General features: G+C 71.2%; 15 protein-coding genes. 4 read left to right on the forward strand and 11 right to left on the reverse strand.

Translation table 11 applies throughout. The features are described from left to right. Window positions 1–72: 72 nt before the first annotated feature. The 6 genes from AB3X10_RS22010 to AB3X10_RS22035 form a co-directional block, all read right to left on the reverse strand. Window positions 73–1110 (reverse strand): glycosyl hydrolase 115 family protein, encoded by a 1038-nt coding sequence (locus tag AB3X10_RS22010; RefSeq protein ID WP_369977556.1) that lies wholly within the window; start codon window positions 1108–1110, stop codon window positions 73–75. Window positions 1111–1345: 235 nt separating this feature from the next. Further along, the gene (locus tag AB3X10_RS22015; RefSeq protein WP_369977558.1) at window positions 1346–1798 is read right to left on the reverse strand and encodes a hypothetical protein; all 453 of its coding nucleotides are present in this window, start codon (window positions 1796–1798) and stop codon (window positions 1346–1348) included. Between the two features lie 8 nt (window positions 1799–1806). Beyond that, window positions 1807–2148 carry a hypothetical protein gene (locus AB3X10_RS22020; RefSeq protein WP_369977560.1) on the reverse strand — a complete coding sequence of 114 codons (342 nt, stop codon included), beginning with the start codon at window positions 2146–2148 and terminating at the stop codon, window positions 1807–1809. Between the two features lie 64 nt (window positions 2149–2212). Next, on the reverse strand, window positions 2213–2575 hold the full coding sequence (locus tag AB3X10_RS22025) for a DUF4279 domain-containing protein (RefSeq protein ID WP_369977562.1): 363 nt from the start codon (window positions 2573–2575) through the stop codon (window positions 2213–2215). Between the two features lie 238 nt (window positions 2576–2813). Continuing rightward, complete coding sequence (locus tag AB3X10_RS22030) at window positions 2814–3152, reverse strand: hypothetical protein (RefSeq protein ID WP_369977564.1); 339 nt, start codon at window positions 3150–3152, stop codon at window positions 2814–2816. Between the two features lie 52 nt (window positions 3153–3204). Beyond that, the gene (locus tag AB3X10_RS22035; RefSeq protein WP_369977565.1) at window positions 3205–5901 is read right to left on the reverse strand and encodes a bifunctional acetate--CoA ligase family protein/GNAT family N-acetyltransferase; all 2697 of its coding nucleotides are present in this window, start codon (window positions 5899–5901) and stop codon (window positions 3205–3207) included. Between the two features lie 495 nt (window positions 5902–6396). Here AB3X10_RS22035 and AB3X10_RS22040 point away from each other — a divergent pair, with 495 nt between their 5' ends. Then, the gene (locus tag AB3X10_RS22040) at window positions 6397–8226 is read left to right on the forward strand and encodes a monovalent cation:proton antiporter-2 (CPA2) family protein (protein WP_369977567.1); all 1830 of its coding nucleotides are present in this window, start codon (window positions 6397–6399) and stop codon (window positions 8224–8226) included. A 530-nt stretch (window positions 8227–8756) separates the two neighbouring features. Here the strand turns inward: AB3X10_RS22040 and zwf are convergent. Continuing rightward, window positions 8757–10607 carry a glucose-6-phosphate dehydrogenase gene (gene zwf, locus AB3X10_RS22045; RefSeq protein ID WP_369977569.1) on the reverse strand — a complete coding sequence of 617 codons (1851 nt, stop codon included), beginning with the start codon at window positions 10605–10607 and terminating at the stop codon, window positions 8757–8759. Next, window positions 10604–12394, reverse strand: a complete 1791-nt coding sequence (locus AB3X10_RS22050; protein WP_369977570.1) for a glycoside hydrolase family 15 protein — start codon at window positions 12392–12394, stop codon at window positions 10604–10606. Before AB3X10_RS22050 ends, zwf begins: the two co-directional genes overlap by 4 nt. Before the next feature lie 120 nt (window positions 12395–12514). Here AB3X10_RS22050 and AB3X10_RS22055 point away from each other — a divergent pair, with 120 nt between their 5' ends. Continuing rightward, a complete protein-coding gene (locus AB3X10_RS22055; protein WP_369977572.1) occupies window positions 12515–13222 on the forward strand; it encodes a response regulator transcription factor in 708 nt (235 codons plus the stop codon). Here the strand turns inward: AB3X10_RS22055 and AB3X10_RS22060 are convergent. After that, window positions 13198–14589 (reverse strand): sensor histidine kinase, encoded by a 1392-nt coding sequence (locus AB3X10_RS22060; protein WP_369977574.1) that lies wholly within the window; start codon window positions 14587–14589, stop codon window positions 13198–13200. The genes AB3X10_RS22055 and AB3X10_RS22060 overlap by 25 nt on opposite strands. A 219-nt stretch (window positions 14590–14808) precedes the next feature. On the opposite strand from AB3X10_RS22060, the gene AB3X10_RS22065 reads away from it, so the two are divergent. Both AB3X10_RS22065 and AB3X10_RS22070 read left to right on the forward strand, forming a co-directional pair. Continuing rightward, window positions 14809–17139, forward strand: a complete 2331-nt coding sequence (locus AB3X10_RS22065) for a YadA family autotransporter adhesin (protein WP_369977576.1) — start codon at window positions 14809–14811, stop codon at window positions 17137–17139. 70 nt (window positions 17140–17209) lie between these two features. Continuing rightward, complete coding sequence (locus tag AB3X10_RS22070; protein ID WP_369977578.1) at window positions 17210–19099, forward strand: S8 family serine peptidase; 1890 nt, start codon at window positions 17210–17212, stop codon at window positions 19097–19099. 201 nt (window positions 19100–19300) lie between these two features. Here AB3X10_RS22070 and AB3X10_RS22075 read toward each other — a convergent pair whose 3' ends face one another. Both AB3X10_RS22075 and AB3X10_RS22080 read right to left on the reverse strand, forming a co-directional pair. Beyond that, complete coding sequence (locus AB3X10_RS22075; protein ID WP_369977580.1) at window positions 19301–22621, reverse strand: ankyrin repeat domain-containing protein; 3321 nt, start codon at window positions 22619–22621, stop codon at window positions 19301–19303. Beyond that, window positions 22614–22874, reverse strand: coding sequence for a YcgL domain-containing protein (locus AB3X10_RS22080; protein WP_369977582.1), 261 nt, complete (start codon window positions 22872–22874; stop codon window positions 22614–22616). Before AB3X10_RS22080 ends, AB3X10_RS22075 begins: the two co-directional genes overlap by 8 nt. Window positions 22875–23058 lie beyond the last annotated feature (184 nt).

Consider the following 23058-nt stretch of genomic DNA (forward strand, 5'->3'; position numbering starts at 1 on the left):
CTCCATATTAATAAAATGCATAAATTAAGACCGTCAAAATTGCAGGGACTTCGAAAAATTCGACAAGCATTCTCACAACCCACTTAAACCAACTACCAAACTCCGCCCAAGGCAAAAATCATACGGCAAAGTCACTTCACCAAATGCAAGCCCATCGTAGTTGCGTGCGATGCCTTCGCGGAAGAAGGTCTGCAACGCGTCCCTGTTGGTGGCGTAGTTCCATTCGCCGTTGCCGTATTGCGCGCGGTACTCGGTCCACTCCTTGTGCGCGCGCATCATCGGCTCGTGGTGCGAGGTACCCATCACGATGCCGTACTCATCGGCCAGCCGCGCATTGTCCGCATCGTCCTGCGCGAACGCGTTGTCCCACATCGCCGGCCACAGGTAGTTCGCGCGCAGACGCAGCAGCACCTCGAACAGCCGGGTATAGAACGCCACATTCATCCCGCCGAACTTCTCGGTGGTCCACTTGCCCAGGCACGGCTGTTCGTCGTTGAGGAACACGCCGCGGTACTTCACCGCGGGCGGGCCTTGGAAATGCTTGCCGCGCCGGATCGAGATCGCCGTACGGCGGCGCACCGGCACGTCCGCCCACCAATACCAGGGCGACACGCCGATCTGCTCGGACAGTGCATAGATGCCGTAGATGGTGCCGCGCTTGTCGCTGCCGGCGATCACCAGCGCCTCGGCCACGCCAGGCATCGGATCGGACACGGTCTGCAGCGTGAATGACTCCCACTGCCCGGCGATCGGCGCGACATCGAGCTTGCCGGAGCGGACCAGCGCGTCGATGACCGCACTTTTGCCGAGGGTGCCGATCAACACAGCCGGGCGCCCGAGCCGGCTGGCTTCGTTCACGAGCGCAGCTGGCGTTCCGAACACGCGGCCGACGTCCTCGGCAAGATCGCGCGCCGCTCTGGCCACGCCAGGGAAATCCTGCGCGTCCACATGGATCGGCGCGACGCCCCCGTCGCCCGCGATCCGGAACGCATTGCTAGCGCTATCAAAAAGAACCATGGCGCGCAGCGGCGACGCGAAGATCACCGTGCTCCCGGCACCGCCGAGGAAGCTACGGCGCGAGAGCAGGAAGGGAGAATCCGATTCAGTCATGGGATGCGCCTTTTTTGGCGAACAGCATAGGGAAAGGGACGACAACCATCGTCGATGCGCCTATCGGATGCTGTCGAAACGGCATGGCGCTCCCCTGCGGCACCAGCGCGCAGCAAACGATAAGCAGGGAACCGCCGAGTGCGCAAGGCGAGTTCCGTGTACGCCGTTCAAGCGTGGCGTGGCGCCCGCAAATCGCAACGCGGTTGCTGCGAGGCAGCATCGGGTTGCGCTGGACTTAAGCTGGTTCACCGCCGCCATCGCGCGCCTGCCGGGAAGATGGACCAGACACGATGCGCTGGTGGTAGGCATGGCGATCGACGGCGACGCCGCGATACTCCACCTCGTCCGTTTGTAGCGAGGAACGACACTCGAAGTCGAACGAAACGACCTTCTTCCGTTCCGTCCTTATGCGTCCGGTCTCATACCGCAGTTCGAGCCTGGCGTGCACCAGTTCGCGACGGTCGATCTTCTCGACGCTCAGCCTGTGCTCCAGCCATGCACTCAGCTCACCGGCGATCCATAGCGTCGGACTGTGGCCGGCGCTATGCGCGATCGTCTTATCCAACAAATCGATGTAGAGCGTTCCATCGGGAAGCTCGGCCATCCGTTCGACGTCGTCGCCCATGCGCCAGCCAACCGTCATCTGGCAGAGAGTGTTGGCGATGTCTTGCAGCACTTTGCGTCGCATGAGGACACCTAACGCGCGTTGCGCGGCGCTGCCACGCGCAATGGGTGTGCCGGGTTGTCTCTGAGAAATTCTGGCACTTGCGCGAGCCTGTCGGGCAGCGGTGGTGCAGACGTGCTGCGGTAACTGGAGAAGCGGAAGCCGGCATCGTAGAGCGCCTGGACCTTCGCCCACTGCTCTGCGTCCCTGGCGGGCGGCACCTTGAACGAGCGGCCCATCTCATGGATCTCGCCGGCGCAATTCGGGCACACGGCAACGTAGCCCGGCCGCGGCGCGATCTTGAAGCTCTTGCGGCAGTCGAAGCACGCATGAGCAATCAAATATTGGGGAAAGAATTTTTCCGAAGTCTCCATCGCAATCGCTTATCGCGTTGCGCCATCACGCAGTACTTGCTCGCAAGCGTTCATGCAGGCCATATCAGTCTTCGGAGTTGTCATAGATGTCCAGGCACAGCGAGACCCCACGCCTGGAGAGCTCCCCGAGCACGCTCGGGCTGAGTTCGAGCCCATCATTCGACGACCCCATGAAAACGCCGCAGAGGATATCGAGCGTGAACCGCGACGCGAGCAGGTCCCAGACCGCCGGATCGGCGCTCAACTTGCCGAGGATTTCGGAAATCTGGGCAGCGATGTCTTCGGGGTGCCGATCGGCAGCAAACACGCTCCAACGCCCGGTCTTCTCCACGTACCGGTTTCCGGTCTTCTTGCCGATACGCACATCGTCTTTTGCGAACGCGTGGGTCGGCTCGCATCCCAGAAGCGCGGTCACCTCGGCGGGCACGAGGTCATCTCCGAAGACCCGGAACGAAACGACCGAAGACTCAGCGATCCCCATCTGCCTGCGAGCAACCCTTGGGCCGCATTGCAGCGGCGGCATCGCCAGTATGGCGCATCGTGGACCAGCTTCAAACGCCGGGGCCCAGGCAGTGTGCGCCTCCACGGGCCGAATGCGCCTGCCCCTCTCCGAGCATCACGTTCCAGCCAGGCCGAGGGCATCCGCTGCCTGTGCCATTCCCGCGTCAGAAATAACGCCAGAGCACGTAGATCAACAGGCACAACATGGGGACGCCGACGCAGAACACGATGGTCGCCGCGCGGGTGAGATGCCGCAGATCCGGGTTCCGTGCAGCTTGCTCGAGTGCGGCGGCGTCGATCGACATTGCCGGCATGTGATTGGGATCGCGCAACAGCTGCAGGGCGTCGGTCGCTTGCGCATTGACGCAGACGAAAACGGCCCATTGCGCTCCCATTCGCTGGGATTCTTCCTGTACCACGTGCGTCGGGATGCCCTTGGCACGCAGCAACGCCTGCACACGCATGAGCTCATCGGCATCATGGATTCGTACGATGTACTTCACTCTTCGCAGCCTTGTCGTTCGGTTTGCGCATGCGGCATCGAGCGTCCGGCAGTCAGCCCTTCCCCACCGGCAACACCACATCCATCAGCGTCGCGTCCTCCGGGTCCGGCGTGGCCTTGAAGCCCAGGTGTTCGCACATGGCGAGCATGGTGCGGTTCTCGCGCAGCACCTGGCCTTCGACCACGTTGAGGCCGAGCCAGCCGGCATACTCGATCATGATCCGCATCAGTTGCCAGCCGATGCCGTGGCCCTTGAGGTCGGAGCGGATCAGGATGCCGTATTCGCCGCGGTCGTAATCGGCGTCGGCATGCAGGCGCACCGCGCCGAGCATGTCGCCGCTGCGCGGCTCGATCGCCACCAGCGCGATCGAGCGTGCGTAGTCGAGCTGGGTCAGGCGGGCGATGAATTCGTGGCTGAAGTGCTTCACCGCCTGGAAGAAGCGCAGGCGCAGGTCCTCGTCGGTGACGCGGGCGAAGAAGCTGCGGAACAGCGCGTCGTCTTCCGGGCGCACCGGGCGCACCAGGGCGGCGGCGCCGTCGTTGAGCACGATGCGCCGCTCCCATTCCTTCGGATACGGGAAGATCGCGAAGCGCGGGTGGCCGCGGCCCTTGTGCAGGCGCCGCGACGGCGCCACCGCCACGCGCGCGTCCAGCGCGATCACGCCCTCGCGGTCGGCCAGCAGCGGGTTGATGTCCAGCTCGCGGATCTCCGGCAGGTCGGCGGCCAGTTGCGCGAGCTTGACCAGCACCATCGCCACCGCGCGCTCGTCGGCCGCGGGCACGTCGCGGTAGGCCTTGAGGATGCGGCTGACGCGGGTGCGGCCGATCAGTTCGTGGGCCAGGCGCAGGTCCAGCGGCGGCAGCGCCAGCGCCTTGTCGTCGATCACTTCCACCGCGGTGCCGCCGCGGCCGAACACAATCACCGGGCCGAAGGTGGGGTCGTCGGCGATGCCGGCGATCAGTTCGCGCGCCTTGGGCCGCAACAGGGTAGGCTGCACCAGCACGCCGTCGATGCGCGCATCCGGACGCGCGGCGCGCGCGCGGGCGAGGATGCCTTCGGCGGCGTCCTGCACCGCCTGCGCGCTGACCAGGTTCAGGCGCACGCCGTCCACGTCGGACTTGTGCGGGATGTCGGCCGAATGGATCTTCACCGCGACCGCCAGGCCCTGCGCCAGCATCGGCGCCGCCGCCGACGCGGCCTCGGCGGCGCTGGCGGCGTGCACCACCGGCGCGGTGGGAATGCCGTAGGCGGCGAGCAGGCGGGTGGTGGCCAGCGGATCCAGCCAGGTCTGGCCGGCGGCCAGCGCGGCGTCGACGATGCCGCGCGCGGTGGCCGCGTCGAACACGAAATCCTCGGGCAGGCTGGGCGGGGTCTCCATCAGCGCCGCCTGCGCTTCGCGGTAGCGCACAAGGTGCATGAAGCCGCGCACCGCGTCGGCCTCGGTGGCGTAGGTGGGGATGTGCGCGGCGTTGAGCGCGGCGGTGGCGCTTTCGTCGTTGCCGAGCCACACCGCGAACACCGGCTTGTCGCGGTGGTGGCGCGGGCGCAGGCCGAGGGTGCGGGTCAGCGCCTGCGCCGCGTCGGCCGAAGAGGTGAACGCGGTCGGCACGTTGACCACCAGCACCGCGTCGTTCTCCGGGTCGGCCAGCAGCGCTTCGGCGGCGGCGGCGTAGCGCTCGCCGTCGGCGTCGACCACGATGTCCACCGGGTTGGCGTGCGACCATTCCTGCGGCAGCGCCTGCTCCAGGCGCTGCAGGGTCTGCGGCGACAGCCCGGCCAGGGTGCCGCCGAGGTCGGCGAGCTTGTCCACCGCCAGGCGGCCGACGCCGCCGCCGTTGCTGAGGATGGCCAGGCGCCGGCCGGGGAAGGTGCTGAGCCGGCCCAGGGTCTCGGCCGCGGCGAACAGTTCGTCCAGCGCGCGCACACGCAGCAGGCCGGCGCGGGCGAAGGCGGCGCCGTAGACCGCGTCGGAACTGGCCAGCGCCTGCACGTGGGTGTCGGCGTTGGGATCGATGCGCAGCTGGCGGCCGGACTTCACCACCACCACCGGTTTGGCGCGCGCCGCGGCCCGCGCGGCGGACATGAACTTGCGCGCGTCGTGGATGTGTTCCACGTACAGCAGGATGGCGCGGGTGCGGTAGTCGGTGGCGAAGTAGTCGAGCAGGTCGCCGAAGTCCACGTCCAGCGCGTCCCCCAGCGACACCACCGCGGAGAAGCCGACCGAGCGCGCCACGCCCCACTCCACCAGCGCGGCGGCGATGGCGCTGGATTCGGAGACCAGCGCCAGGTCGCCCGGCTGCGGGCAGTGCGCGGCGATGCTGGCGTTGAGCTTGGCGTGCGGGGCGATCACGCCCAGGCAATGCGGGCCGAGGATGCGCAGGCCCTTGGCGCGCGCCGCCGCCTCGACCCGGGCCGCGGCCGAGCCCGGGCCTTCGCCCAGCCCGGCGGTGAGGATGATCGCCGCGGCGACGCCGCGCCGTGCGGCGATGGCGACGATGCGCGGCACCATCCGCGCCGGCACGGTGATGACCACCAGGTCCGGCACCCACGCCAGGTCGGTGAGCCGGCGCACGGTCGGCACGCCGTCGATCTCGCGGTAGCGCGGGCTGACCCAGCCGATCTGCCCGGGGAATCCGGCCGCGCGCAGGTTGCGCACCACCGCGCGCCCGGCCGAGCGCTCGCGCGGGCTGCCGCCGACGATGGCGACCGAGGCGGGACGGAACACGGACTGCAGGTGGTAGGTGCTCATGGCGGGCGTGGGGCGGGCAAGCGGTGCGACAACGGTACACGGGTGATGCTGGCGCGGGGATGATCGGAGTCGCGGCGAGGGTGGGCGGCTTCGGTCGCTTGCCAGCGGGCGATTGCGCTTCCAGGCGTCGGACCTAGTCGGGGCTGAAGCCCCTCCCACAGTTCACCCATCAGCCAATCGCGATTCCTGCAGGAGCGGCTTCAGCCGCGACCGGCATGGCCGCGCGCATTCCGGCGCCGGCTCCTGTCGTGGCTGAAGCCCTCCTCCAGGCGCCGGGGAAGCCCTGTGGGAGCGACTTCAGTCGCGACGAACGAAGCAGGTGCACTTGCCGGCTTCGCACCCCGTCGGCGCCGATCGCCCGAAGCCGCCCGGCATCCTTCCCACCACCCACCGGCACTCTGACGGCACCGCGAGCCCGCGCCCGCCCTTACCTACCCCATCCGGGTAAGCGGACGGTCGCGTGGCGGCCGCATAATGGCGCGATGGAGACGACTCGTGCATAGCGGCGGCCTGGAACTGGCGCTGGTGTTGCTGCTGGCCGCGGTGATCGCGGTGCCGGTGTTCAAGCGCCTGGGCCTGGGCGCGGTGCTGGCCTATCTGGCCGCGGGCGTGGTCTTGGGTCCGGACGGGCTGGGCTTCGTGCAGGACACCGACCGCATCCTCAACGCCGCCGAGATCGGCGTGGTGATGCTGCTGTTCCTGATCGGCCTGGAACTGTCGCCGGCACGGCTGAAGCTGATGCGGCGCGCGGTGTTCGGCGCCGGCACCGCGCAGGTGGTGCTGACCGCGCTGCCGCTGGGCGTGCTGCTGCTGTGCCTGGACCTGAACTGGAAGAGCGCGCTGGTGGTGGGCCTGGCGCTGGCGCTGTCGTCCACCGCGGTGGGCCTGCAGCTGCTGGCCGAGCGCAAGGCGCTCAACAGCGACTACGGCCGGCTCGGCTTCGCCATCCTGCTGTTCCAGGACCTGATCGCGATCCCGTTGCTGGCGGCGATCCCGCTGCTCGGCGGGGCCAAGAACGACACGCTGACCTGGACCGAGGTGGCGCAGGCGCTCGGCGCGCTGACGGTTGTGGTGCTGTGCGGCCGCTTCGTGCTGCGCCATCTGTTCCGCATCGTGGCGCGCACGCGCATGCCCGAGGTGTTCACCGCCAGCGCGCTGCTGGTGGTGCTGGGCAATGCGTGGTTCCTGCAGAAGGCCGGGCTGAGTCCGAGCCTGGGCGCGTTCCTGGCCGGGGTGCTGCTGGCCGACTCGGAATTCCGGCACGAACTGGAGGCGCAGATCGAACCATTCCAGGGCCTGCTGCTGGGCGTGTTCTTCATCGCCGTGGGCATGGGCATCGACCTGGACCGCATCGTCGCCGAGCCGTGGCTGATCGCCGGCGGCGTGGCCACGCTGCTGCTGGTCAAGTTCAGCCTGCTGGTCGGCATCGGCCGGGTGGCGCGGCTGCCGCTGCGCAGTGCGCTGTTGCTGGGCAGCCTGCTGTGGCTGGGCGGCGAATTCGCGTTCGTGGTGTTCACCGAGGCGCAGCGCGTGCAGTTGCTCGACGACGCCAACCACGACCGCCTGGTCGCGGTGGTCGGCGTGTCGATGGCGCTGACCCCGCTGCTGCTGATCGGCATCCAGCGCCTGCTCGACGGCGGCGACGCGGCCAAGGCCAGGCGCGCGCCGCCTCCGGCCGCCAGCTACGACACCGTGGACGAGCAGCGCGCACAGGTGCTGATCGCCGGCATGGGCCGCTTCGGCCAGATCGTGGCGCGCCTGCTGACCGCGCAGCGCATCCCGTTCGTGGCGCTGGAGCACAACCCGGACACGGTGGAAGACCTGCGCCGCTTCGGCAACAAGATCTACTACGGCGATCCCAGCCGCCCGGACCTGTTGCGCGCCGCCGGCAGCGACAGCATCGGCATCTTCGTGGTGGCGATGGACGACCCGGAGACCAACATCAAGACCACGCGGCTGATCCGCCGCCTGTATCCGAAGGCGCAGGTGCTGTCGCGCGCGCGCAACCGCCAGCACGCCTGGCGGCTGATGGACCTGGGCGCCGAACCGTTCCGCGAGGTGTTCGCCTCGAGTTTGGAACTGAGCGAAAAGGTGCTGGTGAACCTGGGGCTGAGTCCGGAGACCGCCCGCGACCGCATCACCCGCTTCCGCGAGCACGACGAGCAGCTGCTGCGCGCGCAGCACCTGGTGTACGACGACGAGGCGGCGGTGGTGCAGACCTCGCGCGCCGCGCGCGCGGACTTGATGCAGCTGTTCGAGGCGGATGTGAGCGATACGCCTGGGGAAGCGGCGGAGGGTACTGCGGCGGCGAAGACGCCGTCGTAGTGGCGGGCATGGTGATGTTGGTGATGCGGCGCTTGCGCGGCTTATGCGGCAGAGGGACGGGCGGCAGATGCGCCGGCCACGGCAGTGCCGGATGCCGGCCGGATCCTTGCTTCGTTCGTCGCGGCTGAAGCCGCTCCCACAGGACTTGCGATCGGCTCGCCGGGTGCTGTGGAAGCGGAGCCGATTGGCCTCTGGTCATCGGCTTCGATAGGGTTTGAAACCTGACGATTCTTCGGCTTCGTTGGTCGCGGCTGAAGCCGCTCCTACAAAGGTTTCGCGAGCCGCGGCTGGGGCATTGTAGGAGGGGCTTCAGCCCCGACAGGATCCGAAACCTGGCGACTCCGCCGCTTCGTTCGTCGCGGCTGAAGCCGCTCCTACAGGATTTCGGTCGGCTTGCGCCCGCAGCGCGCGCGACTGGGTGCCGGGTGCGCTGTGGGAGGGACTTCAGTCCCGACTGCAGCCAAGCCTCGTCTCGACGGTGGCCCAAGGCCACCTGACGTCGCTCCCACGCGGGCTACGCGCATTGCGGGTCAGCGCTTCGCCGCCGGTCGTTTGGCCGCAGTCGCGGGCGACTTCTTCGCTGTGCGCTTGCTCGCTTTTCTGGCAGAGGAGTTGACTGCCTTCTTTGGCGCGGCCGTCTTCTTGCCGTTCGCTGTCTTCCTGCCCTGCGCCGCCTTCGACGAGGCGACCGCTTTCTTGGCCGAAACAGTCCCCGCCGCCGCCTTGCTGGGCTTGCCGGCGCCGGCCGCCCTGGCTTTCGAAACGGCAGGCTTGGCAGAAGCCGAAGAACGCTTCGCCGGCGCTGCGGGCCTGGCCTCGGCGCCGCCTTCCGGGGCGCGCCGCGGCGGCGGGCGGCGGCCGGCGGTGAGGGTGCGCCAGCTGTGGCCGCCGTTGAGCGCGAGCAGCGCGTCGGCCGCGGCCGGGCCGGCGCTGCCGGCCGGGTACTGCGCCACTTCGTCGGCCGAGGCCTGCCAGGCATCGAGGATCGGCTGCACGATGCGCCAGGCCGCCTCGACCATGGTCGCGTCCTGGAACAGGCCGGCCTCGCCGTTCATGCAATCCTGCAGCAGGCGCTCGTAGCCGACCGTGTATTCCTTCGGGAACCAGTCGCGGTAGCGGAAGTCCATGCGCACCGGCGCCAGGCTGACCCGCGCGCCCGGGCGCTTGACGTCGAACTGCAACGAGATGCCTTCGTCGGGCTGGATGTGCAGCACCAGCCAGTCGGGACCATAGCCGCCGATCTCGGCGCTGCGCAGCGGCGCCAGCGGCGCCGGCTTGAAGCGGATCGCGATCTCGGTGGTGCGTTCGCGCAAGCGCTTGCCGGTGCGCAGGTAGAACGGCACGCCGGCCCAGCGCCAGGTGTCGACCTGCAGCTTCATCGCCACGTAGGTCTCGGTGTTGGAATCGGCCGGCACCGTGTCTTCCTCGCGGTAGCCGGGCACCGCGTTGCGCCCGATCGCGCCGGCCGCGTACTGGCCGCGCACCACGTCGGCCGGGGCCAGCGGCCGCACCGCCTCGATCACCTCGGCGCGCCGGCGCAGCATCGAGGCCGGGGTGAACGCCGCCGGCGGCTCCATCGCGATCATCGCCAGCAACTGGAACAGGTGGTTGGGCACCATGTCGCGCAAGCACCCCGTCGGATCGTAGAAGCCGCCGCGCCCTTCCACGCCGATGGTCTCGGCGGCGGTGATCTGTACGTGGTCGATGCGGTCGCGGTTCCACACCGGCTCGAACAGGCCGTTGGCGAAACGGAAGGCGAGGATGTTCTGCACCGTCTCCTTGCCCAGGAAATGGTCGATGCGGAACACCTGGTCCTCGTCGAGCACGCGGCCGACGATGGCGTTGAGTTGCCTGGCGCTTTGCAGGTCGTGGCCGAACGGCTTCTCCACGATCACCCGGCGCCAGCCGCCGCCGGCGTGCTGCTTGACCAGCCCGGCCGCGCCCAGCTGCTCGATCGCCGGAGCGAAGAAGCGCGCCGCGGTGGCCAGGTAGAACAGCACGTTGCCGCCGGTCCGGTACTGCGCGTCGTACTTGGCGATCACCTCGCCCAGCGCGCGATAGGTCGCCGCATCGGCGAAGTCGCCGCGCAGGTAGTGCAGGCGCGTGCGCAGCCAGGTCCACACGTCCTCGTCCAGGCCGTCGGCCTTGAACTCGGCGTCGCGGTCGGCCATCAGCCCGTGCAGCGCGGTGCCGAGCAGGCGCCGCCAGGTGGTTTCGCTGATGTCGCCGTGGTCCACGCCGATCACCGCGAACTGTTCGGGCAGCGCGCCGCTGCGGCGCAGGTTGTACAGCGCCGGCAGCACCAGCCGCCGGGTCAGGTCGCCGCGCGCGCCGAAGACCACGATCAGGCAGGGCGGAGTCGCTTGTGTCGCATCGCTCATGGATGGGTGTCCTGTTTGCCGAGTAAGCCATGCAGGCGCAACGCGGCGTGGACCAGGGCCACGTGCGAGTAACCCTGCGGAAAGTTGCCGAGCATGCGGCCGCTGCGCGGATCGTATTCTTCGGCCAGCAGGCCGACGTCGTTGCACAGGCCGAGCAGGCGTTCGAACAGGGCGCGCGCCTGTTCGGTGCGGCCGAGCAGCGCGTAGTTCTCCACCAGCCAGAAGCTGCAGGCGAGGAAGGTGCCCTCGCCGGCCGGCAGGCCGTCGCCGCTGTCGTCGTCGGCGCGGTAGCGCTCGACCAGGCCGTCGATGCTCAGCTGCCGGGCGATCGCGTCGGCGGTGGCGGCCACGCGCGGATCGTCGGCCGGCAGGAAGCCGACCAGCGGGATCAGCAGGGTCGCCGCGTCCAGCCGCTCGCTGCCGTAGCTCTGCACGAAATGGCCGTCGCGGTGCACGCCCTGTTGCAGCACCTGCGCATGCACTTCGTCGGCCAGCGCGCGCCAGTGCGCGCGTTGCGCGGCATCGGCGTCGGTGACCCCGTCGCGCGCGCCGCAGTCGAACGCCAGCCACGCCATCACCTTGGAATGCACGAAGTGGCGGCGCTGGTCGCGGATTTCCCAGATGCCTTCGTCCGGCTCGCGCCAGCGCTGCTCCAGGACTTCCAGCAGCTGCCGCGCCAGCGAACGGCCGTGCGCCGCGGTCGCCATGCCTTCGTGGTGGCCGCGATGGAACGCGGCGATCACCTCGCCGTACACATCCAGCTGGAACTGGCCGGCGGCGGCATTGCCCACGCGCACCGGCAGCGCGCCTTCGTAGCCGGGCAGCCAATCGGCCTCCCATTCGGGCATGCGCCGTTCGCCGCCGATGCCGTACAGCGCCTGCAACTGGTCCGGCGAGCCGGCCACGGTGCGCTGCAGCCAGCCATGGAAGGCGGCCGCCTCGTCGGAATAACCGGCCGCGTGCAGCGCGGTCAGGGTGAACACCGCATCGCGCAGCCAGCAGAAGCGGTAGTCCCAGTTGCGCTCGCCGCCGAGCCGTTCCGGCAGCGAGGTGGTCGGCGCGGCGACGATCGCGCCGGTGGGCAGGTAGCTCAGCCCCTTCAGCACCACCAGCGAGCGCCGCACCGCCTCGGTCCACGGGCCGGCATGCACGCAGCGGTGCGACCAGCCGTGCCAGAACGCCTCGGTCTGCGCCAGCGCCTGCTCCGGCGCCAGCGGCGGCGGCAGTTCCAGGTGCGAGGCGCCATGGCTGAGCACGAACCAGGTGCTGTCGCCCGGCTCCAGCGCGAAATCCGTCTCGGTGGCGAAACCGTGGCCATGCATCGGCTGCGGGCTGCGCAACGCGATCTGGTCCGGCCCGGCGATCGCCTGCAGGCCGCCATCGATCTGCGAGACCCAGGGAATGGTGTGGCCGTAGTTGAAGCGCAGCTGCAGCTGCATGCGCAGCGGCACCCGCCCGCGCAGCCCGCGCACGATGCGCACCACGTGGTTGTGCGCCACGTCGTCGTGGCTGGCGACCATGAAGTCCAGCACCGCCACGGCGCCTTCGTCGGTTTCGAACTCGGTCTCCAGCACCAGGCTGCCGTCGCGGTAATGGCGCGTGCTGCGGAACTCGCCGACCGGCGCGATCGACCAGCGGCCGTGCTCGGGGGTGCCCAGCAGCGCCGCGAACAGCGCATCGGAATCGAAGCGCGGCAGGCACAGCCAGTCGATCGATCCCTGCCGGTCCACCAGCGCCGCGCTGCGGCAGTTGCCGAGCATGGCGTAGTCCTCGATGCGTGAAGCCATTGCGTCCGCCGTTGGCCGGAAAAACGCGAGTCTGCCAGCGCCCGCGTTTGCGTCACGTAAGGACCGGCGGCCGGCGCCGGCACGCGCTAGCGGCCGGCTGCGGCTACACTGCGCCGGCGCATGAATGCCCATCCCGCTGCCGCCGCCCTGCGCGTCCTGGTCCTGGAGGACGATCCGATGCTGCGCGAGCGCATCCTGCTCCCGGGCCTGCGCCGTTTCGGCTTCGATCCCCATGGCTGCGGCACCGGTGCCGAACTGCAGGCGCAGCTGCAGGCCGATCCGGCCGACATCGTCGTGCTCGATGTCGGCCTGCCCGATACCGACGGCTTCACCGTGGCCCGCGACCTGCGCCAACGGCATCCCGACATCGGCATCGTCATGTTGACCAGCCTGGGCCAGACCGAGGACCGGGTGCGCGGACTCACCGGCGGTGCCGACGCCTACCTGGCCAAGCCGGTGGAGATCGACCTGCTGGCCGCGACTCTGCACAGCCTGACCCGGCGCCTGGGCCGCGCCGCGGTGGAACCGGCGCGCGGCCGTTGGCAGCTGAGCGAGGACGGCTGGTGCCTGCTGGCGCCGTCCGGCGCCGCCGCCGCGCTGACCGCGAGCGAGCGGCGGCTGTGCCGGCGCCTGCTCGAGCAGCCCGGCCTGCTGGTCGCGCGCGAGGCGCTGATCGCGGCGCTGACCGACCGCGTGTACGACTTCGACGCGCACCGGCTCGACTCGATGGTGCACCGCCTGCGCAGCAAGGCGCAGCGCCGCTGCGGCGCCGCCCTGCCGCTGGCGGCGGTGCACGGCAAGGGCTATATCTTCGATCCCGCCGGCTGAGCGTCTGCCACGCCGGCCGCCGCCTCCGCGCGCGGCAAGGCGATCAGGAAACGGGTGCCCACGCCCAGTTCGCTGTGCACCTGGATGCGGCCGCCGGCGCGCACCACCAGGTCGTGCACCACCGCCAGGCCCAGGCCGGTGCCGCTGTCGGCGGGCTTGGTGCTGTAGAACGGCTCGAACACCCGCGCCATCACGTCCGCCGGCATGCCCTGGCCGTCGTCGGCGACCTCGATGACGGTCCATGCGTCCTCGCTGCGCACGGCGATGTCGAGATGGCCGCGCTCGGCGATGGCGTCGCGGCTGTTGCAGGCCAGGTTGAGCAGCATCAGTTCGAACTGGCTGCGATCGAAGTGGATCGGCGCCGGCGCCGCGGGCAAGGCGCAGCGCAGCACGATGCGCGCTTCCAGCAGCTGCCGCAGCATCGGTTGCAGCATGTCGATGGCGGCGGCGGCGTCGAAGTCCTCGGCCTGTTCGCCATCGCGGCGGCTGAAGCGCAGCAGCCGGCGGATGATGGCCATGCCGCGCCGCGCCGATTCCTCCACCGACCCCAGGCTGCCTTCCAGCTGCGCGACGCGCTCGGCATCGCTGCCGGCCTCGTCGTCGTGGCGCGTGGCGGAGAAGCCGACGATCACCGCCAGCACGTTGTTGAAGTCGTGGGCCAGGCCGCCGGCCATGCGCTCGACGATCTCGCGCTTCTGCGCATGGATCAGCTGCGCCTGGGCGCGTTCGCGCGCCAGCATCTCCTGCTGCAGGCGATGGCCGCGCGCGTTGGATTCGCGCAGGCTCTCGCGCAGCGCCTCGGTGGTGCGGTCCAGCAGCAGCGTCACCAGCAGGTAGCTGAACAGCACCGAGGGCAGGTTGTAGAACGCGCGCGCCGGCTCATCGACGAATTCCAGCAGCGCGTCGTGGCCCACGCCCAGGCCCAGCATCAGCAGCAGTGCGCCGAAGGTGATCCACAGCGCGCGGCGCCCCAGCACCAGCCCGGCCAGGATCAGCACCAGCATCTGCGCCAACTGGTCCGGCAACTGCCGCTGCAGGCCGTTGACCGCGGCATTGACCAGCAGCGACGCCAGCATCGCGGCCAACAGCAAGCTCACGCCCGCGCGCAGCGCGCCGCGGCGTACGCGCACGAAGCCGATCGCGGCGCACAGCGCGATCAGCAGGCTCATCGCCAGCGACACCACCATGCCCGGCGGCATGGCGCGGCCGCGCAGCTGCGGCCAGGCGAGGGTCAGCGCGACCGCGAACGTGGCCGGGATGGTGATCGCCAGGAACAGCAGCAACAGCTGGATCACGCGCACGTTGCGCCGGTCCACCTCGTCCACGACCGGCACCCGGTCGAACCAGTTCAACAACGTCCTCACCATCCGACCGTGCTCCCCATCCCACCTGGCTCGGTGAGAACCCGGTGATGATCGTGCGAGAACTTGCGGGTGACAAGCAAATGACGCCGCGCATAAGTTCGCTGTACGGAGCGCGCACAGGGGGAATCACGGCGCGCTTCCCAAGACCACTCGGACCGAAGCGGCGCCCGCGCGCCGTTGACGTCGCGTCCTGCCCTGTCGCCACGCACACCAGAGATCGCCATGAACGCATGCATGTCCCTCCACGGCACCGCCGCCCCTCGTCCGCCCCTCGGCGCCGCGCTCGGCGCTTCCACCATTCGCACCCGCAACGTGCTGGCCCTGGCGTGCGCGCTGTGCCTGGCGCTACCGGCGCTGGCGCAGGCCGCGACCGATGCGACGGCCACCGACACGAACGCGGCACCCGCGGACGCGAGCGCCGACGCCGATTTCTATCTGCAGGCCACCGGCAGCGACAGCAGCGATGCCGGCGCCTATGCCGACGGCGAAGAGGCGCTGGCGGCGGGCGAAGCCGCCTCCGCGGTCGGCAACGGCACCATCGCGCTCGGCGCCGGCGCGGTCGGCTACGCCAATCAGGCACTGGCGGTGGGGCACAACAGCCTGGCCACCGAGGTCTCCACCACCGCGGTCGGCGGCGTGCTCGACCTGGACTTCTCGTACAAGCAGAACGGCCAGGTGATTTCGCAGCAGACCTCCGCCTCCGGCCTGGCCGCGACCGCGCTGGGCGCCGGCGCGCAGGCCAGCGGCGAGTACAACGTGGCCACGGGCGCCGGCGCGATCGCCAGCGACCGCTCCAGCGTCGCCATCGGCGGCATCGTCGATCTGGGCAACGAGTTGTATCCCGGCTTCGGCCTGGACGGGGTCTACCTGCAGGCCACCCAGGCCACCGGCCCGCTGTCCACCGCCGTGGGCGGCGGTGCGCTGGCCACCGCCTACAGCGCCACCGCGGTCGGCGCGCTGGCCGAGGCCAGTTCCGAACGCACCGTGGCGATCGGCACGCAGTCGATCGCCAACCAGTACGGTGCGGTGGCCGTGGGCGGGCGCAGCGAGGCGTCCGGCGAATTCGCCGTGGCGATCGGCGTCGCCTCCCGGGCGCTGGGCCAGAGCAGCCTGGCGCTGGGCGGCAGCGCCCTGGCCGCGATGGACGACACCACCGCGCTCGGGCAGGCCGCGCTGGCGCTGCAGCAGGGCGCGACCGCCGTCGGCAGCGGCGCCTGGGCCGGCGGCACGCGCAGCATCGCCATCGGCGCGGCGATGGTGTGGAACGGCAACTTCTTCCTGGACACCCCGGTGCTGTTCTACGACAGCATCGCCATGGGCACCGGCGCGGACGTGTTCGGCGATCACTCGATCGCGATCGGTGCCGGCGCGCGGGTCGGCAATTCCACCTTCGTCGACGACGTGCAGGTGATCACCAACAACAGCGTGGCGCTGGGCGCCGGGTCGGTCGCCGAGCGCGACAACACCGTGTCCATCGGCGCCGCCGGTGCCGAGCGCCAGCTCACCAACCTGGCCGCCGGCACCGCCGACACCGATGCGGTCAACCTGGCGCAGCTGCGCGGCGTGGCCAGCGCGTTCGGCGCCGGCAGCACGGTGGACGCCAACGGCAACCTGATCGGCGGCAGCTATCTGGTGCAGGGGACGCGCTACGGCGACCTCGGCTCGGCGATGGGCGCCCTCGACACGGCGCTGACCGGATTCGATACCCGCATCAACGCCCTCGCCAGTTCCGGCGGCGGGCATGGCGTGAGCGTCGGCGACGGCGCTACCGCCGCGCCCAGCACCGGCCAGGGCACCAATGCCGTGGCGGTCGGCTCCGGCGCCACCGCCAACGGCGACAACGGCCTGGCGATGGGCGCCGAGGCGCTGGCCTACGGCCCCAACGACACCGCGATCGGCGCCAATGCCAAGGTCAACGCCGACGGCAGCACCGCGGTCGGCGCCAACGCCCGCGTCGCCGCGGTCGCGACCAATGCGGTGGCGGTCGGCGAGAGCGCCAGCGCCTCGGCCGCGTCGGCGACCGCGCTGGGCCAGGGCGCCTCGGCCAGCGCCGCCAACGCGGTGGCGCTGGGCCAGGGCTCGGTCGCCGATCGCGCCAACACCGTCTCGGTGGGCAGCAGCGGCGACGAACGCCAGATCGCCAACGTCGCCGCCGGCAGCGCCGGCACCGACGCGGCCAACGTGGCGCAGATGCGTTCCGGCGACAGCGCCACGCTGAGCAGTGCCAATGCCTACACCAATACCCGCGTCACCGCGCTCGACGACAGCTTCGAGCAGCTGCGTACCGACACCGAGCACCGCCTGGACGGCATGGACCGGCGCATGGACAAGCTGGGCGCGATGAGCGCGGCGATGCTCAACATGGCGGTCAACGCCGCCGGCACGCAGAGCCCGCGCGGTCGCGTGTCGGTGGGCGCCGGCTTCCAGGGCGGCCAGCAGGCGCTGTCGATCGGCTACGCCAGGAAGATCGGCGCGCGCGCCTCGTTCAGCCTGGGCGGCGCCTTCAGCAGCGGCGAATCCTCCGCCGGCATCGGCGTGGGCGTGGATCTGTGAGGTCCATGCGCACCGGCCACGCGCCGTCCTCTCTTTCCTCTCTTTCCTCCCGTTGCCACAGGACCTCCAGATGATTTCCAAGAGCAAGCTCAGCGCGGCCCTCGCCGTCGTCCTCGCCGCCAGCGCCGCCCAGGCCGCCTCGCCCGTCATCGGCAAGGGCGGACTGACCGAACCGGCCGCGCAATCGGCGCAACCGCTGCAGGTGGGCCAGCGCTTCATCGTCAAGACCCGCGACGCCGGCACCACGGCGCGGCGCCTGCTCGACGGCTCGCTGTCGACCGCGGTCACCCGCACCGGCCTGCAGCGGGCCAAGGCCGCCATCGCCGGCGCCCCGGCGCAAGCTGCGGTCAGCGCCAAGGTGCTGCGTGAGATGGCGGTGCCGGGCTGGCACGTGGTGCAGACCTCGCGCCGCCTCGATGCCAGCGAGAGCGCCGCGTTCGTCAAGGAACTGCAGGCCGATCCGGCGGTGCTGTCGGTCCAGGTCGACCGCCTCTACCAGCGCCTGGACGAACAGCGCGTGTCGGTGTCCAAGGCGGCGCTGGCCACCGCCGCGGCGGCTCCCAACGATCCGGCCTACGCCCAGCTGCAGTGGAATTTCCACGACCCCGTCGGCGGGGTGAATGCCGAGCAGGCCTGGACCCGCTCCACCGGCCAGGGCGTGGTGGTGGCGGTGGTCGACACCGGCGTGGTCAAGGACAATCCGGACCTGGCCGCCAACGTGCTGCCCGGCTACGACATGATCACCGACCACCGCGTCTCGCGCCGCGACAGCGACGGCCGCGCGCCCGGCGGCTACGACCTGGGCGACTGGGTGGAGGCCGACTACTGCGCCGCGCTGGGCGCGCCGGGCAACTCGGCGAACGCCAGCTCGTGGCACGGCAGCCACGTGTCCGGCACCATCGCCCAGGTCACCAACAACGCCGTGGGCACGGCCGGACTGGCGTACGACGCCAAGATCCTGCCGGTGCGCGTGCTCGGCTCGTGCGGCGGCTTCGGCAGCGACATCGCCGACGGCATGCTGTGGGCCGCAGGCCTGCCGGTGGATGGCCTGCCGGCCAATCCGAACCCGGCCGAGGTGATCAACATGAGCCTGGGCAGCAGCGGTCCGGACAGCTGCCCGGCGCTGTACCAGGACGCGATCGACAGGATCAACGCCAAGGGCGCGATCATCGTGGTCGCCGCCGGCAACGCCAACGCCGATGCCGGCACCTACACCATGTCCTCCTGCAACGGCGTCATCAGCGTCGGCGCCGCGCGCATCAACGGCGGGCGCGCCAGCTACTCCAACTACGGCACGCGCGTGGACATCGCCGCGCCGGGCGGCGGCGGCAGCATCGACGGCAACCCGAACGGCTACATCTTCCAGGTGCTCAACGCCGGCACGCAAAGCCCGACCAGCGAGTGGCAGATCGGCGGCATGGCCGGCACCTCGATGGCCTCCCCGCACGTCGCCGCCGCGGTGGCGATGGTGCAGAGCGTGGCCACGACCCCGTTCACCTGGAGCGGCATGCGCGACCTGCTGCGCGCCAGCGCGCGCCCGTTCCCGGTGGCGATCCCGACCACCACGCCGATCGGCGCCGGCATCCTGGACATCGACATGCTGTTGCAGCTGGCCACCACGCCGCCATGCGCACCGTCGGACAGCAGCTGCGTGCCGCCGACCAAGACCCTGACCAACAAGGTCGAACAGCGGGGTCTCGGCAGCCAGGGCGGCGACGCGCTGTACAGCTTCCAGGCCGAGGCCGGCAAGGCGGTGAGCTTCATGACCTTCGGCGGCACCGGCAGCGTCGCGCTGTACGCCGCGGCCGGCAAGGTGCCGACCAGCAGCAGCTACGATGCGCGCTCGGTGCGGGCCGGCAGCACCACCCAGACGATCCGCGTCACCCCGTCCAGCGCAGGCACGTATTACCTGCGCCTGTCCGGCAGCTACAGCGGCCTGACCCTGGTGGTGCGGCAGTAAGGCGGCAAGCGGCGGCGCCGTTCGCCGCCGCGCCGATGTGCGCGGGAGGAACACCCCTCCCGCGTACGTATCGAAGGATCGCTTGGCCCGCCGTCCGGCGGGGTTTTTTTGGGGGCGCCGCAACGGAAGCGACGCCGCGCGACTGCCGCGCCGGCGGGTTCGCGCACGTGCCGCGCATGCGGCGCAGCGCGCCGACCGCCGTCAGCGGCTTTCGCGCAGGAACCGGGCCATCGACGACACCCCCGGCAGCGCCGGCTGGAACTGGCCGGCGACATCGACGAAGCCGCGCATCACCGCGATCTCGCGCGGCGGGCGGTTCAAGGTGTCGCGCAGGTCCGGGTCGGCGCCGGCACGCAGCAGGCGCTGCACCAGCAGCGGCAGGCCGTGCAACGCGGCCAGGTGCAGCGGGCCGAAGCCGCGCGGGTCCTGCACGTCCAGGCTCACCTCTTCGTCGAGCAGGCGCTCCACCCCGGCCAGCACCACCGGCTCGTCGCAGGCGGTGCCCGGTTCGGCGCGCGCGCCGAGCAGCAGCAACAGCGGGGTCACCCCGCCGGCGGCGCTGCGGTCGGCTTCGGCGCCGGCCAGCAGCAAGGTATCCAGCAGCGCCAGCAGGCGCGACTTGTCGCGCGCGGTGAAGCCGTACAGCGCGGCGCAATGCAGCGGCGCCAGCTGCTGCGCGTCGCCGGCATGCACGTCGGCGCCGGCCGCCAGCAGGCGCGCGGCGATGTCCGGCAGGCCCAGCGCGCAGGCCAGCATCAGCACGGTGACGCCGCCGGGCAGGCGGTGTTCGATCTGCGCGCCGGCGGCCAGCAGCGCCGCGACGATGTCGGTCTGGCGCATGCTCACCGCCGCCGACAACGGCGTGGCGCCGCTGGCCGCGGCGTGCTGCAGGTCGGCGCCGCGCGCCAGCAGCAGGTCCACCGCCGCGGCATGGCCGCCGCCGGCGGCGCGCAGCAGCGCGGTACAGCCCTGCGCGTCGGTCGCGTCCACCGCCAGGCCCAGGTCGATCAGGCGGCGGATCGCATCGGCGTCGCCGACCATCGCCGCGGCCGGCAGGTCGGCCTCGCGCAGCGGGCGCCGCGGCAACGGCCAGACCCGCCAGTCCAGCCAGTCGGCCAGGTCGCGGCGGCCGCTGGCCAGGGCCACGCCCAGCGGGGTCTGCCCGTCGGCCGCACGCGCTTCCGGCGAGGCGCCCTGCTGGATCAGCAGCTTCAGCGAGGCCTCGCGGCCGAGCGCGGCGGCCAGGTGCAGCGCGGTCATGCCGTGGCTGTCGCGCGCCTCGCGGTCGGCGCCGCGTTCGAGCAATTGCAGTTGCAGGCGCAGCCAGCCCAGGCGCACCGCCAGCGACAGCGGCGGATCGCCGGCCGGCGACGGCGCGAACGGGTCGGCGCCGCGTTCGAGCAGTTCCAGCGCGAACTGCTCCAGCGCGCGCGAGGCGTGGTCGTGCTGGGCGCAGGCGGCGAGCAGCCGGGTCAGGCCGCCGCGACCGGCCGGCGACACGCCCTGGCGCAGCATCGCCTGCAGGCTGGGCACCGCTTCCACGCCGCGCGAGAGCAGCGCGAACATCGGCGTGTCGCCGCAGGCGTCGAGCACTTCCGGCGCGGCGCCATGCGCCAGCAGCCAGTCCACCGCCTGCGGATTCAGGGCCAGGTGCGGATCGTGCAGCAGCGCGCCCAGCTCCTCGGCCGCGCACAGCCGCGCCAGCGCCGCCAGGCCGTCGCGCTGGCCCAGTTGCAGGCCTTCGCGCAGCAGTTCCAGCGGCGGCCGGTCGGGCAGACTGGCGCTGCCGACCTCGCCCTGGCCGTCGCTGACCGCGGCCGGCAGCGGGTAGTCCGGATCCAGTGCGGACACGATCGCCCAGCGCCCGGCCTCGGCGGCCAGGTCGACCGCGCGGCGCCCGCTCTGGTCGGCCTGCGCGGCCGCGATGCCCAGCTCCAGCAGGCGCCGGATCAGCCCCGGCGAGACCTGGTCGGCGGTGCAGGCCAGCAGCACCGCGTTGCGGCCGTCGCCATCGACCGCGGTGAGGTCGGGCTTGTGCGGCAGCAGGTGTTCCAGCACCGCGACGCGGCCGTGGCGCGCGGCTTCCAGCCACGGCGTGCGGCCCAGCGCATCGCGCGCCTCCAGGTTGGCGCCGGCGCCGAGCAGCGCATCGACGATCTCCACGTGCCCGGCCTGCGCCGCCTCGTGCAGCGCGCTGCGGCGCTGGCGGTCGCGCGCATCGACCCGCGCCTTGTGCTTGAGCAGCAGCTGCACGCCGGCCGGATCGTCTTCCTCGGTACCGGCCGCGGCCAGCAGCACCGGGCTGCCCTCGGCCGGCTCGGGCTTGGCCCCGCGCTCGAGCAGGAACTTGGCCATGCGCCAGTTGCCGACGTGGCAGGCCACCGCCAGCGGGGTCAGGCCGTCGCGGTTCAGCGCGTCCAGTTCGGCCGCGGCATCGCGCAGCAGGGCGGCCACGCCGGGGTCGGAACTGCGCGCGGCGTGGTGCAGCGGGGTGTTGCCGTCGCTGTCGCTGGCGCGCGGGTCGGCGCCGTTGGCGAGCAGGGTCATCACCGCCTCGGGACGGCCGTGCCAGCTGTCGCGGGTCGCGGCCAGCAGCGGGGTCATGCCCAGGTGCGGCTGGTTGACGTCCACGCCGCGCACGATCAGCTCGCGCAGCAGGCGCAGGTCCGGCAGCACCGCGGCCAGCACCGGCAGGCTGCGCTGGTCGCGCCAGTCCGGCGCCGGCAGCGCATGCGGGTCGGCGCCGGAGTGCAACAGTTGCAGCGCGCGATCGACGCGGCCGCCGCGCGCGGCGTCGTACAGCGCCGCATGCAGTTCGTCCGCCGGCGGCGGCACATCGTCCTCGCGCGGCGCGGCATTGGCGCTCAGTTCGGCGAACAGGTCGGCCGAGGTGGTCCGTGGCGGCGACGGCAGCGCCTGCGGCGGCGCCACGCGCTGCAGCAAGGCGTGCAGCAACGGCGACAGCAGCGCATAGGCCAGCGCCAGCGGCCAGCGCGCGGCGACGGCCAGCAGGCCGGGCCAGGCCAGCAGCACGCCGACCCCGGCCAGCAACAGCACCAGCGCCGCCACCGCCAGGCCGCGCCAGGCCTGCACGTCCTGCTGCGCCAGCGCCTGCCAGCGTGCGCCCAGCGCGCCGCCCTCGCATTCGCTGCCATGCCACAGCGGCCAGGTGCGCCACAGCCCGAGCAAGGCCGCGCTGGCGGCCACGCTCAGCGCCAGCGCCGCGGCCAGGCTGCCGCTGTCGCGCAGCGCGGCCAGCGGCCAGGCCACCAGCAGCGCGACCAGGCCCAGCCCGCCGGCCCACAGCGCCAGCAGCGGCAACAGCTCGCGGCCCAGCGCCGGCACGCTGTCCGGCCGCGGCCGGCTGCCGCGCGACCACGACAGCGCCAGCGCAAACGCCGGCTGCGCCAGCCACGCGCCCAGCGCCGCGGCCAGCGGGCCGAACCCGGCGACCAGCGCCAGCAGTGCGCCCAGCGCGGCGGCGATCCAGGGCGCGCGCGCGCGGAAGGGGGAGTCAGTCATCGTGTCGGTCGGTCCGGCCGTCGGGGAGCGGCGGCAATTGCAGATGGAAGCCGCAGCCGGCCAGATTCGCACGTACCGCCGCGGGGTCGGTCCGGGCCAGGGTGCGCTCGGCGGTCAACGCCACCTCGAGCACGAACGCCAGTGGCTGCAACGACGCCAGCAGCGGCTGCGGCAGACAGCCGAAGTCGTCGCGCGCGGCGAGGTAGAGATAGGTGTCCGGCTTGCGTTGGCTTTTGTAGACGTAGGCTTGCATGCCCGTGGCGTGCGCCTGGCGTGGAAAGGCAAGCGATTGTGGAGGAAATGCGGCAGCGGCGAAAGCGCGCACGCCGCACGCCATTTATAAATGCATGCGCCGTGCCCGTTCACGTTCAGCGTGGGCGCGCGCTTCACGGCTTTGCGGACCGCGTCGATATACTGCTGCGATCCATCCTTTACGG

Origin of the sequence: Xanthomonas sp. DAR 80977 (genome assembly GCF_041240605.1) — a bacterium.
In the GTDB taxonomy this organism is placed as follows: domain Bacteria; phylum Pseudomonadota; class Gammaproteobacteria; order Xanthomonadales; family Xanthomonadaceae; genus Xanthomonas_A; species Xanthomonas_A bundabergensis.

Coding starts and splice junctions, on each gene's coding strand:
- AB3X10_RS22010 (WP_369977556.1), bottom strand. CDS start 1,110: ATGACTGAATCGGATTCTCCCTTCCTGCTCTCGCGCCGTAGCTTCCTC.
- AB3X10_RS22015 (WP_369977558.1), bottom strand. CDS start 1,798: ATGCGACGCAAAGTGCTGCAAGACATCGCCAACACTCTCTGCCAGATG.
- AB3X10_RS22020 (WP_369977560.1), bottom strand. CDS start 2,148: ATGGAGACTTCGGAAAAATTCTTTCCCCAATATTTGATTGCTCATGCG.
- AB3X10_RS22035 (WP_369977565.1), bottom strand. CDS start 5,901: ATGAGCACCTACCACCTGCAGTCCGTGTTCCGTCCCGCCTCGGTCGCC.
- zwf (WP_369977569.1), bottom strand. CDS start 10,607: ATGAGCGATGCGACACAAGCGACTCCGCCCTGCCTGATCGTGGTCTTC.
- AB3X10_RS22050 (WP_369977570.1), bottom strand. CDS start 12,394: ATGGCTTCACGCATCGAGGACTACGCCATGCTCGGCAACTGCCGCAGC.
- AB3X10_RS22055 (WP_369977572.1), top strand. CDS start 12,515: ATGAATGCCCATCCCGCTGCCGCCGCCCTGCGCGTCCTGGTCCTGGAG.
- AB3X10_RS22060 (WP_369977574.1), bottom strand. CDS start 14,589: ATGGTGAGGACGTTGTTGAACTGGTTCGACCGGGTGCCGGTCGTGGAC.
- AB3X10_RS22065 (WP_369977576.1), top strand. CDS start 14,809: ATGAACGCATGCATGTCCCTCCACGGCACCGCCGCCCCTCGTCCGCCC.
- AB3X10_RS22070 (WP_369977578.1), top strand. CDS start 17,210: ATGATTTCCAAGAGCAAGCTCAGCGCGGCCCTCGCCGTCGTCCTCGCC.
- AB3X10_RS22075 (WP_369977580.1), bottom strand. CDS start 22,621: ATGACTGACTCCCCCTTCCGCGCGCGCGCGCCCTGGATCGCCGCCGCG.
- AB3X10_RS22080 (WP_369977582.1), bottom strand. CDS start 22,874: ATGCAAGCCTACGTCTACAAAAGCCAACGCAAGCCGGACACCTATCTC.